This window comes from Dorea chungnamensis, from assembly GCF_039832125.1.
Lineage (GTDB): Bacteria > Bacillota > Clostridia > Lachnospirales > Lachnospiraceae > JAFBIX01.
The window spans coordinates 1-12875 of the sequence record NZ_JBDOHT010000016.1 but is presented as its reverse complement, the minus strand read 5'-3'; the positions used below and the strand labels follow the sequence as shown (position 1 = coordinate 12875).

11 protein-coding genes and 2 pseudogenes are annotated in these 12875 nt (G+C 34.1%); all 13 read left to right on the top strand.

What is annotated here, in order from left to right; genetic code table 11:
- Nucleotide 1: 1 nt before the first annotated feature.
- The 13 genes and pseudogenes from ABE613_RS12505 to ABE613_RS12450 all read left to right on the top strand — a co-directional run bounded on the left by ABE613_RS12505 (nt 2) and on the right by ABE613_RS12450 (nt 12721).
- On the top strand, nt 2-760 hold the full coding sequence (locus ABE613_RS12505; protein ID WP_347376528.1) for a WecB/TagA/CpsF family glycosyltransferase: 759 nt from the start codon (nt 2-4) through the stop codon (nt 758-760).
- Entirely contained in the window at nt 750-1580 is an 831-nt protein-coding gene (locus ABE613_RS12500; RefSeq protein ID WP_347376527.1) for a glycosyltransferase, read from the top strand. Before ABE613_RS12505 ends, ABE613_RS12500 begins: the two co-directional genes overlap by 11 nt.
- 12 nt (nt 1581-1592) lie before the next feature.
- Nucleotides 1593-2822 (top strand): glycosyltransferase, encoded by a 1230-nt coding sequence (locus ABE613_RS12495; RefSeq protein WP_347376526.1) that lies wholly within the window; start codon nt 1593-1595, stop codon nt 2820-2822.
- A gap of 7 nt (nt 2823-2829) precedes the next feature.
- Nucleotides 2830-3729 (top strand): glycosyltransferase family 2 protein, encoded by a 900-nt coding sequence (locus ABE613_RS12490; protein ID WP_347376525.1) that lies wholly within the window; start codon nt 2830-2832, stop codon nt 3727-3729.
- Between the two features lie 3 nt (nt 3730-3732).
- Complete coding sequence (locus ABE613_RS12485; RefSeq protein ID WP_347376524.1) at nt 3733-4917, top strand: polysaccharide pyruvyl transferase family protein; 1185 nt, start codon at nt 3733-3735, stop codon at nt 4915-4917.
- Between the two features lie 10 nt (nt 4918-4927).
- Nucleotides 4928-6193, top strand: coding sequence for an O-antigen ligase family protein (locus ABE613_RS12480; RefSeq protein WP_347376523.1), 1266 nt, complete (start codon nt 4928-4930; stop codon nt 6191-6193).
- 1124 nt (nt 6194-7317) lie between these two features.
- Entirely contained in the window at nt 7318-7524 is a 207-nt protein-coding gene (locus ABE613_RS12475) for a hypothetical protein (RefSeq protein ID WP_347376522.1), read from the top strand.
- 54 nt (nt 7525-7578) lie between these two features.
- Nucleotides 7579-9336: a thiamine pyrophosphate-binding protein gene (locus tag ABE613_RS12470; RefSeq protein ID WP_347376521.1), complete on the top strand. Its 1758-nt coding sequence runs from the start codon at nt 7579-7581 to the stop codon at nt 9334-9336.
- Nucleotides 9337-9374: 38 nt separating this feature from the next.
- Entirely contained in the window at nt 9375-10808 is a 1434-nt protein-coding gene (locus ABE613_RS12465; protein WP_347376520.1) for a lipopolysaccharide biosynthesis protein, read from the top strand.
- 318 nt (nt 10809-11126) lie between these two features.
- The gene (locus ABE613_RS12460; protein WP_347376519.1) at nt 11127-11303 is read left to right on the top strand and encodes a hypothetical protein; all 177 of its coding nucleotides are present in this window, start codon (nt 11127-11129) and stop codon (nt 11301-11303) included.
- Between the two features lie 80 nt (nt 11304-11383).
- A pseudogene (gene tnpA / locus ABE613_RS15210) lies at nt 11384-11530 on the top strand (IS66 family insertion sequence element accessory protein TnpA); the annotation flags it as partial.
- A 45-nt stretch (nt 11531-11575) separates the two neighbouring features.
- Nucleotides 11576-11788 (top strand): annotated as a pseudogene (locus tag ABE613_RS12455) (nucleotidyltransferase); the annotation flags it as partial.
- A 72-nt stretch (nt 11789-11860) separates the two neighbouring features.
- Nucleotides 11861-12721: an Rpn family recombination-promoting nuclease/putative transposase gene (locus tag ABE613_RS12450; protein ID WP_235232141.1), complete on the top strand. Its 861-nt coding sequence runs from the start codon at nt 11861-11863 to the stop codon at nt 12719-12721.
- Nucleotides 12722-12875 lie beyond the last annotated feature (154 nt).

Below are 12875 nucleotides of genomic sequence, written 5' to 3'. Positions count from 1 at the left end.
AATGGCGAGAATGAAATTTATGAATACAGAAATTGATAACCTGACGATGAAAGAAACGTTGCAGGCTATTGATGGCTTAATAAAAGAAAATAAGAGCGCTTATGTGGTAACTCCCAATGTAGATCATATTGTACAGCTCGAAACAAACAAGGAATTGCAGGCTGTCTATAAGAATGCTTCTTTAATTCTGACAGATGGTAAGCCGCTCCTTTGGATAGCAAAATGGTATGGTACACCGATCAAAGAGAAAATATCCGGGTCGGATCTGTTTCCGCTTCTATGCGATTTGGCAGCAAGGAAAGGGCATAGAATGTTTTTTCTCGGTGCAGCCGAGGGAGTTGCTGCAAAAGCGGCCGAGAATCTTACGAAAAGATATAAAGGACTTCAAGTGGTAGGTACATATTCCCCGCCGTTCGGGTTTGAAAATAACCCGGCAGAGATGGAGAAAATTAAGGCAATGATCAAAGAGGCAGAGCCACATATCCTGATTGTTGGCCTGGGCTGCCCAAAGCAGGAAAAGTTTATGTACCATCACTGCAAAGATCTAGAAGTTCCTATTTCCCTCGGTCTTGGCGCAAGTTTTGACTTTGAGGCTGGGAATATTAAGCGTGCGCCGCGTTGGATGTCTGACCACGGGCTGGAATGGTTATTTAGAATTACTCAAGATCCGAAACGGATGGCAAAGCGATATCTAGTAGATGACAGGAAAATTTTGGGAATGGCATTAAAATATCAAAAGAGGAATAAAAATGGAACCTAAAGTATCAATTCTAATATTAAATTATCTGACCTATCAGGATACATTAAATTTAATAGATATGGCTAAGATGAAGATAGGCTATAGGAATTATGACATAATTGTAGTTGATAATGCTTCTCCAAATGAATCGGCTCAAATACTAGAAGAAAAATCTCATGAAAAGGGATATTTTTTTATTGCTAATCCGATAAATTCTGGCTATGCAGCTGGAAATAACTTAGGAATTAAGCAGGCGATTAAACTGAAATCAAAGTATATACTTGTCATGAATAATGATATTCTTATTACAGATAATGAGTTCATCGACAAGATGGTCAATCTTTGCGAAGGTAATAAAAAAATAGGAGCTGTTTCTCCTAAAATTATAAAGCCTTTAGGTAATGAAGAGTTACAATTTTTTGAAAGACCAACGATGTGGGATTTATCGTTCGGTTATGTACAGTTTCATAAACGGCGAAAAACATTAAATTCTGATCAAATTGTGAAAATATATCGTCCCCAAGGTTGCTGCATGCTGTTAAGTGCTAAAGCAGTTCAGGATGTGAATTATATGGATGAAAGAACTTTTTTGTATGGAGAGGAAGATATTCTGGCAGAAAGGTTATTAAATCAAGGTTATGAATGCTGGCTTTATGGCAAATCGAAGGTAATTCACAACCATTCGGTAACTGTGTCTTCAACAATGAGCAAAATAAGAAAAGCATCCATAAGTTTAGGTGGATTTAGAATATATTTAAAAGAGTATAGAAACATTCATAATATAGTTTTATTGAAATTATTAGAAATATTTAAATTTCTTGTGGTTGTTATAAGAGATTAACTGGAGGTTCCTATGAAGCGTAAATTGTTATTTATTTCAATGAGTCTACCTTTTGCAAAAGTATCACATGCAGGTGGACAGATATTCAATTATTACATTAACCGTTTTATAGAAGATAAAAATAATGAGATTACGCTGATTGCCAAGGTCCTTCCAGACGAAAAAAAATATTTGGATACGGTAAATCCTAATATGACTCTATATACAGTATCAACGCCAGAAAATACAGTAGCTAAGTATTTTTCTTATTTGAAAAGTATGAATTCAAAAGTAAATCCGTTTTATAAATATGGAAATGTGTTGACAAAAGAGATATATGATCAGATAAGAGAAATCTTAAAAAAACTGAAAGCGTCAGGCTATAAGCCGGATGTTATTAGTTTAGAGTGGACGTGGATACTTTTATACATCGATACTATTAAAAATTATTTTCCAGATGCAAAATACATTGCAACAGAACATGATGTTACTTTTTTAGGCTTGGAGCGGAGATATAAAACAGACAATAATCCGATTAAGAAGATGTATGATTTTATCCGATTTAAGAGTATTAAAAAAAATGAACTGAAAGCGGCCAGACAGTGTGATGTTATATTTGTCTTAAATGAAAAAGATAAAAATCTCCTTCTTAAGGAATCTTTTGAAGATAGTAAGATTGGAATTCTGCCCCCCTATTTTTCAAAGCCGCAAAAAGTAAACAGAATTCCGGAAATGAAAGACCTGTTATTTTATGGTGCAATGAATCGTGATGAGAATTCAAAAAGCGCATTATGGTTTATTGATAATGTTATGCCAAGAATACAGGATTTGGGATTGCGATTTGTTATTGTAGGCAATAAACCACAGGAAGAAATTTTAAAACGTGAATCAGATCAAATTGTGGTAACAGGTTTTATAGATGATGTAACTCCTTATTTTGAAAAATCTATTTGCTTGGTTGCAAGTTTAGTTTTAGGGGCCGGAATAAAAATCAAGGTTCTTGAGGCAATGGCAATGGGTATACCAGTACTTACGAATAACGTGGGTATTGAAGGGATTGATGCGGTAGATGGAGAATCCTATTTGCACTGCGAAACTCCGGAAGATTATGAAAAAGCAATTCGGGCTATTGTGAAAGGCGAGATAGATATAAGAGCTATCTCAAGAAATTCTTTAAATATGATTTCTCAAAAGTATGATTTTGATCGGGCATTTGAAGAGTATAGTGGTATAGTTTATGCATTAGCTGAAGAAATAGGATGACGGCAGTATGAAAAATGACAAGATAGCTATAATTTTGGTAAATTATAACGGATTTGCGGACACACGAGAGTGTGTGGAAAGTATTCTAAAAATTAAGACATTATATAATTATCACATTATTGTTGTGGATAATGCGTCTTCAAATAGAAATACAGAGACGGATACAATAGATTATCTGAAGCAACATGCTACATATTTAGAAGCAGGCGATAATTTGGGCTTTTCTTCCGGCAATAACATTGGGATTCAGTATGCAATGAAGAATGGATATGATTATGTTCTGCTGCTAAATAATGATACAATCGTAACTGAAAATTTTCTTGATGAACTCATGCAAAGTTATATGGATCACCCAAATTGTGGTTTAGCAATAGGTAAAATTTTATATTATGACAATCCGGATACGTTGTGGTATGCAGGCGGGTTTATCAAGCGTAGTATTGGAAAAGTAATTCAGCGTGGTAATGAGGTTAAGGACAAAGGACAATATGAGAATAATGAAGAAGTTACGTTTGTTACTGGCTGTATGATGCTAATATCTTCTGAGGTGATAAAAAATGTAGGGCTTCTTGATGAAGATTTTTTTCTGTATTCCGAAGATTTGGAATATTGCTTAAGAGTTATGAAACATGGTTATAAGATGTATTATTATCCTTCATCTGTGATATATCATAAAGTCGGAGCATCAACAGGTAATGTAAAGGTTAGTGAAAATACTCAGTATTATATGATTAGAAACGATTATAAAGCTTTCTTTAAATATCAGACAGGGGTACAGAAAACTACCAGTGTAATATATAACACGTTAAGATATACAAAGTATATAATACAAAAAAGATTCACCATAAAAATTGTACTAGAAGCATATTGTGACCTGATTGCTGGAAAGACTGGAAAAAGGAGATAAACTGTGAGATCTATAAACATTGCACTCTTTGGATGTGAACTTGATAATCCTAACATGGGATGCATGGCCTTAACATATTCTTTACTTAGTGTCATGGAGAAAATAGGGAAAAAAAATAAGGTTATGATTACATATAATTTTTTCGTTACGTTGAATAGTGAAGAAAAAATTGTTGAAATATCTAATAATTTAGACATAGATATAGAGAGAATTTTATGCTTTCCAGAACCTGTGTTGCAATTCAATAATTTTTATAAGACTTTACGGACTATTAAATGGGGACAAAAAACATATGGCTCTATTTTACAACTAAAGAAGTGTGCTTTTGCCATAGATTTGACACAGGGTGATAGCTTTTCTGATATCTATGGGAAAGATAGATTTTATATGTGGTCAACAGTGAAGAAGGCGATAGAAAAGCTGGGAGTTCCACTTGTATTAGGACCTCAGACATATGGGCCATTTGAAGACGAAAAAGTAAAAGCGTATGCCAAGGAAATTATTGAACATGCCTTTTTGGTGATGACCCGAGATAAATTATCATTACAATATGTAAAATCTTTCTGTGAAAAGGATATTATCCTTACAACAGATCTCGCATTTTTACTTCCTTATAATAAGGCTGATATTAAAAGCAACAAAATTAAAATTGGTATTAATCCGTCAGGTTTGCTTTGTAAGAGGAAAAACGATGATAGTGATTTTTCAAATAAGTTGAAAACAAATTATGATGAATATCTTATGAGATTAATTGACTGGATTAAAAAACAAAACAAATATGAAATACATTTGATTTCGCATGTCGGAAATGAAGCAATTGATTGTCTGAGTGGCATTGATGGAGCTATTTATCACAGCCAATGCCATACTCCTGTTGAAGCTAAAACATTGATTTCTGGGATGGATATATTCATCGGTGCAAGAATGCATGCAACAATCGGTGCTTTGTCTAGTGGGGTAGCTACAATTCCAAGTGCCTATAGTCGGAAATTTACTGGATTGTTCCAAAGTATTGGATATAACTATATTGTTGATTTATGTTGCTTGTCAACAGAACAGGCAATAAATTTAACCATACAATACATCAATGACTATAAAAGATTAAGCAAATGTGCGGTTGAATCAATAAAAAATGCGGATATGATGAATTGTAAGATGGAAGCAGAATTAGAGAAACTGTTGCGATGAGGTGGAGTGTGTGAGTTACAAAAAGTTATTGATTTCAAAAAAAGAATTAATAATGATGGTTTTGATATTGATTCAATTTCTTCCCACAAATGGCACGAGTGTTCGACCGTATCTTTTTGTTTTAATATTAATGCTGTTTTCTTCATTAAAGAAAACTGAAATGAGGTTGGACATATTTTGTTGTATATACGCAATTACAACAGTATTAAGCTATATTATACATTATTATGCTGGTACGTTAGGGTTATTAATTGCTTTTATTGCTTTTTTTATCGCAGCGCCTTTTATAGTGAAATGTAATGTGAATTCGATGGTGATCTTTGAAAAAACTATTAGATTTATAGTAATATGTTTCACTGTTTATGCGTTACTTTGTATTATAGAGTCTTTCGCAGGAATTAATGTTTATGACTTATTATTTCAAAGATCGGTATCTTTAACCGGAGCGAATGAGCCGAGATATGGTTTTTATAGGAGTCATGGATTGTCTACTGTTTCGATTAACAATGCAATGTTCCTTAATATGGCTTGGCTTTTGGCAGCGTATAGAATGTATACTGGTAGAAAGAAAGTGGGCAGGGTATTTCAATTTTGGATAATTGGTGCCGCGATGTTATTAACAATGTCCCGCGCCGCAATAGTTGTTGGTGTTGTATCACAGTTAATCTTAGCGAGAAAAAAAGGAATTGCATGGGCATCAAAAAAATTACTATTGGCAATAATAATAGCTGTGATGGGAGCAATATTCTACTCGAAAGAAGTTTTTTCTTTGGTTAATTTTGTAGAAGATATGTTTGCTCCGATTATTGCGAATATTACAGGCAAAGATAATAATACCGTGGGAGGAGTGGGAGAGCGGTTACTTCTCTGGTCTTGGGTTTATGAAAAGGTAAAGGATAATTTATTGTTTGGTATGGGATATGATACACCTTTTCGATACTCTTATTCTGGAACAAGCGGTATATATTCTTGGACAGCGATAAAGAGTTCTATTGAAAATCAGTGGTTATATATTTTGTATCAATCAGGGATTATAGGTCTTTCTGGATTTATTGTTTTTGTTTTAGGTTGTATAAAAAATGTTTCAGAGAAAATAAATACCCTTTTTGAATCGGGGAGGGGTATTACGTTCAAAGACACTATGCAGGTGTTGACAATAGGATATATCATTGAATTGTTTTCATGCGCCGCAGCAGAAGAAATACAATTCTTTTATATTCTATTAGCCCTGTTTTCAGTTTATAAGAAACTCACTAATGGGTATTTGAGAAAATAATTTTTCTGAAGCGTATGGACAATTCACATGAGTCTACTAGGTTTAATGAGGTGACTGGTGTGAAAATTGGAAAACATGAAAGAATAAAAATATTATATTTATTTGTGCGATTTTGGATTTGCATTTTTTTATGTGTTTCAGTATCCAGATTCTCTGCAAAATGTATTGCATAGAAGATTAGTACCTGGAACGGTAGCGTTGTTATTATTTGTTCTACTAAGATGCATTTACACAAGTAGGAAAATCAACCGTTTTAGAAGACTAAAAAATTTTAATATGTATGTGATTATTGTATTTATTACATTGTTTGTTTTTACAATTATTAAATATAGTAATCAGCCAATAAATGTTACATATTTAAGTTGCTACAATATATTAGTTCTTTTATGGACATTACCGTTAGCTATTTCAATTAATGATATGGAAGGAATGGAATGTTTTTTAAGGCGAGTTAACTGGATTCTTCTGGTTTGGCTTGTAATTGTTGCCGCTCAGGGTATTGCTTATATGATGAATGAAAATCTTATTTTAGGCTTTCAGGATATGTTATCAGGAGCTATTAGAAGTCGAAATTCCAGAATTCGTTTGAATTAGGGAGCATGGCAAATAAGATGATATTATATAATTTTGATATGGTGTATACGAAGAAAGTTACGCGAAAAATACTTCCTTGCTTAGTTCTTTTTATCGGACTATTTGATGTAGTATTTGTCCAGCAAACAAGAATGCAATTAATTGCGTTGGCTTGTGGTTTGGTTGTAACATTATTAATTTGGTCCTGATAATTCTAAAAAAAGGTAATAAGCGTAGGAGTTCTTGGAATACTTCTATTGGTTTTGGTAAGTAACAATTCGATTAGTTACCTAATAGAATCCTTTAGTATAACAGGCAGCGAAAGCGGCAGTACTGTCATAAGAATACAGGAAGTATCTTATTATTGGGAACAGTTTACTTCAAGTGTTTTCTGGGGAATGGGAGGCCTTAGTGATGCTATTAATTCACCCTATTCTTCCATAGTGCATTCAAAGATAGGTATATATTACTTGGATGACATAGGATATTTGGGAACGTTAGTCAATGGAGGGCTGTTGTTAATTGGTATTTTGCTATGGATGTATAGGAGAATGTTAAAAGTAACGTCATGTGTTATTAAAGCTGCTCAGGCATCCAGATATAGTTATGCATTAGCTATTATGGTATATTTGCTTGTTTCAGATGTGACACTGTCTTTAGTATTAACGCAAAAGACAAGCATATTTTTACCAGTCATTATTGTGATATTCGAATTAATCAGCGATGAAATTAGCAATAAAAAATTGGTAAAAATATAAATGTATAAAAACTGAATAAGTTGTTATGAGAAAAATGTAAAGGAGAGAGAAACAATGGATTTTTATTATTCTTCGAACGAGAATGTTCAGATTTTAGTGGCTTTATTAAAAGCTCATGGAATAAAACGCGTGATTGCTTCTCCGGGTACCACAAATCTTGAATTAATGGTAAGTTTGCAGCACGATGATTTTTTTGAAATGTACTCTTGTGTTGATGAGAGAAGTGCTGCATATATGGCATGTGGATTGGCTACTGAAACAAATGAACCTGTTGTGATCACATGCACTGAGGCGACTGCATCAAGGGATTATTATCCGGGATTGACGGAGGCTTTTCATCGTAAATTACCCATTCTTGCTGTTACGGGACTCCATGACTACAAATACATTGGACAACTTGAACCGCAGGTTATTGACAGGCGTGTTTCTCCGCTTGATACGATGAAAAAGAAAATAAATTTACCTGTCATTAAGGATGAGAATGATTGGAAGGAAAGTGAATTGAGAATCAATGAGGCCATTCTTGAACTGAAGAGAAAAGATTATGGACCAGTTCATATTAATATGCCTTGGAATGCTGGAAAATTTGATTTTTCTGTAAAAACACTTCCTTATGTGAGAAAAATCGACAGGTATTTTGCCGAAGAAGATATTCCTAGTATTACGGCAAAGAAAATTGCAGTTCTAATTGGCGGACATAGCGATTGGAATAAAATGCAGACTGAAATGCTAGATGCGTTTTGCAAAGCTTATGATGCGATTGTTATTTGTGATCATACGAGTAAATATTATGGAAAATATAGAGCACAATGTACGTTGCTAGCGATTCAAAAAGCTAAAACCGAATTGCTTCAGAACATAGATTTACTTATACATATTGGTGAAGAATTTGGTGATGACGAAACAAAAAGAAACCTTGTTGGTATAAAAGAAGTGTGGAGAGTTAGTCCGGATGGAGAATTAAGGGATACTTTTGGTAAGTTAACTAAAGTATTTGAAATGCAAGAAGAAACTTTCTTTCGGAGACAGATAAGAGATGGGAGAGTAGGAACTGATTCTTATATAAATCAATATAAAAATGAGATATGTAGATTAGAAAAGCATATTCCAGACTTGCCTTTTTCGAGTGTTTATGTAGCATCGAGGATTTCACAAGTTTTGCCGAATGGCTCAATGATACATTTAGGTGTCAGTGATACAATACGTGCATGGAATATGTTTAGATTGCCCGAAGGTGTAAAATCCAGATGTAATTCTGGATGTCGGGGAATAGATGGATGCGTGTCTGCGCTTATGGGAGCTTCTCTTGCGGATAAAAACAGAATTTTCTTTGGCGTTTTTGGAGATTTAACATTCTTTTATGATATGAATGTATTGGGAAATAGATATGTACAAAACAATGTGCGAATTATTGTTGTTAACAATAATGGTGGAAATATATTTAGGCATAATGGCCATACTACACAAAAATGGTTAGGACTTGAAAAAACAAATTTATATGTTGCGGCAGGTGGTCATTTTGGAAACCAATCTCCTGCGTTGTTGAAGCATTTTGCAGAAGATTTAGGGTTTGAATATCTGTCTGCATCGAGTAAAGAAGAATTTTCGAAGATTGTTGATAGATTCACTGTGAAAGAATTAACTGAAAAACCAATGGTACTTGAAATTTTCACTGAGACAGTTAATGACAGCAATGCGTTTGATATCATGGGAAACATTTTACTTGATTCAAAAGGTCTGGTGAAAGAGGCTGTAAAGTCTCTTCTTGGAGAGCAGGGTACAGCATTTATGAAGAGGTTTATCAAGAAATAATTTCGAAGTGCTACATTACATAGAGGAGATAAAGAAATTTGAAAAGTAAAAGTTCAAAATTTAAAAGTAATGGAAATATAGCTTTTCAAGCAGGTATATGGTACGTGATTTCGTCAATAATGGTAAAAATGGTTTCAGTTATAACAACGCCGATTTTTACGAGAATTTTATCGACTGACGATTACGGTACTGTAGCGACTTTTTCGTCTTGGTATTCGATGTTTCTGGTAATATATAGTCTGAATTTATCAGTAAGTATTGGCAGGGCTAAAATTGACTATCCAGACAAATTAGATGAATATATTGGCTCCATCCAGACGCTATCATTCATAGTATCTCTAGGATTGTCTGCTATAATTGTAATCTTTATTTCACCGCTTTCGCGTTTCTTTGAATTGAGTGTTTCGGGGACATTTGTATTACTGTTATATTTAATTTCAGCTCCAACAATTAGTTTTGTACAAAGCGGATACAGATATAAATATAAGTATAAACAAAACATTGCGATTGCTTGGTATATTACTCTTTCAACAGTTTTCGTATCCTTACTATTGATAAAACTAGATCCTGATAATAAAGCGTTGATGAGGATGCTTGGTATTGCAATTCCATCAATACTATTGTCCCTTTATTTTTGGGTTATAACAATAAAAAAGCATTGCTTTATTATCAATCTTGAGTATTGGCGTTATGGATTAAATATTTCTGTTCCAATGATACTACATGCTGTGTCAATGAACATCTTGGCTCAATCTGACAGAATAGTGATTTCGAAATTTGATGGTCCAACACAAGTTGCCTTTTATAGCTTAATTAGAAATTATGCGCTACTACTTTTTGTTATAACAGATGCGATAAATCAAGCATGGTTACCATGGTTCCATGATAATTACCATTTAGGTAATGTTAACGAAATTAGAGAAAATACCAAGTCGCTTGTTATATTAACTTGTTATATTGGATTAGCATGCATTTCAATCGGTCCAGAGGCGATTCTACTGTTAGGAGGGGAACAATATTCTGAGGCAATTGTTTGTTTAATGCCAATGGTTCTTGGTGTAGTTTGTCAATGTATCTATACACACTATATAAATATTGAATTGCATAAAAAAAAGACAAAATATGCATCTCAGGGTACAGTTATTGCAGCAACAACAAATATTGTGCTTAATTTAATATTTGTTCCTCTGATAGGATATCAGGCAGCAGCTTATACTACATTCGCCAGCTATTTGCTGTTATTAGTTCTACATTGTTACATTACACATAAGAAATTGGGAATTTCTCTTTATGATGATAAATTCCTTTTTGGGGCCATAATCATAACCTCGGTAATTTCTTTTGGCGTATCTCTAACTTATGAAACGTTGGTGCTTCGTTATATTATTATATGTATTGGATTTATTAGTTTTTTATTTGTTTTTAGAAATCATATATTTGTATATATAAAAAAAATAGAGAGGAAAAAATGAAGATTTTAATTTTTGGAGGAACAGGTGCAATGGGGGTCCCTTAGTAGAACTCTTGGCTCAAAATTCCTATAATGATGTATATGTAACATCCAGAAGCAAGAGACAAAGTAAATACGAAAATGTACAGTTCGTACTGGGGGATGTATGCGATGAGAATTTTATTGCATCTTTGCTTATAAATAAAGAATATGATGCTGTTGCGGATTTTATGACTTATAAAATGTCGGCATTCACAAGCATCGCGGATATCATTTTGAAAAACACAAAACAATATATTTTTATTAGCACAGCAAGAGTATATGTTGAGTCAAAAACTTATTGACAGAAGAATCTCCGAGACTTTTGGATGTATGTAGGGATGCTGACTATCTTAAGACAGAAGAATATGCTCTGAAAAAAGCGAAGGAAGAAGATTTTTTAAAACAAAAAGGGAAAAATTGGACAATCGTAAGACCTAGTATTACATACAATTCGGAACGCCTTCGTAAATGGTAAATAGCCGATACCATGTCACTTGCTAGTTTTTGTGAGATAATTACTCTAAAAAATCTAAGGTTTTTTAAGGGGGTTATCTCATAGATAAAATTACTCATAAAGTTCGCTGCGAACAATGGACTAAGATCATAAAAGAATGCCTGGCTAGCGGAATGAATAAAATCGCCTGGTGTAGGGAACATGGCATTTCCGACAAGTCATTCTTCTATTGGCAACGTCGGCTTCGTGAAGAAGCTTATATTTCTACAATAGAATCATCTTCACCTCCAGCAGTCAAATCTGTAAGTTTAAAAGCAGAGTATCTGTTACCAACACATATCGGTGGATTGTTAAGAGATGGAAAATGTTCGGTGAAAGTACTGGAGACAAAAGACAAGTGGTTTGGTGTTACATACAAAGAAGATAAAGAAGCGGTTGTCCAGAGCTTTAAGAAGTTGATTGAAGATGGTGTATATCAGAAAGAATTATATAGTGATTTATATTAATATATAGTATCACTTGATTTCATATGCTATAATCAACTCATAGAATTCCTTTGCATATGTGGAGGAAATATTATGAAGCAAAGGAAACAATTAAAGGAACTTACGATCAAGGACAATTTCATGTTCGGCGCAGTGATGATGGAAGAAGATAATTGTAAGAGTTTTCTGGAACTTGCGTTAGGGTTTCCAATTGACCGGGTAGAAGTCAGTAAAGAAAAAAGTATCGTGTATCATCCGGAATATAAAGGGGTTCGTTTGGATGTCTATGCTAAGGATGAGAAAAATACGCGTTATAACGTGGAGATGCAGGTCGCAAAGAAGTCAGAACTGGGAAAGCGATCCCGTTATTATCATGGACAAATTGATATGGAGTTGTTGCTAAGTGGCAGTGATTACGCGGAACTGCCAGATGTGTACGTTATTTTCATTTGTGATTTTGACCCATTTGGCAAGCAAAGGTATCGTTATACTTTTGAATGGCGCTGTGCAGAAGATGCAGATGTAATGCTTCGGGAAGGCTGTAAAAGTATTTTTCTGAGTACACGTGGGGAAAATGAAGAAGAAGTCCCGGAAGAGCTTGTGAAGTTCCTGCACTTTGTTAAAGCAGATCTTGACGAAAGTGAAATCGATTTTAAAGATGATTTTGTAAGAAAACTTCAGAATACCATCTATAGGGTAAAATCGAATCGTGAAATGGAGGAGCGTTTTATGATCTTTGAAGAAATGTTGAGAGATGAACGCGCAGAGGGAAAAGCAGAGGGAAAAGCGGAAGCCAAAATAGAAGATATATTGGATATATTGGAAGATAAATGCCAGCTTCCAGCAGATCTTCGAAGCAGAATCGAAGATGAGAAGAATCTGCAGACACTGACAAGATGGTTGAAACTAGCAGCCAAAGCAGATTCCCTGGAGGAGTTCCTGAGTCAGATGTAAAGAGCGGATTCCATATTCAGTAATATCATATCTGGTGCTAGAATATAAATAGTACAAGTCAAAATGAGAATTCCTAATCTAATATTTCATGGTACAATGTAGGTACCGCACTGAAGGAGGATCTCATTATGGCAAAGCACTATGACAAACAGTT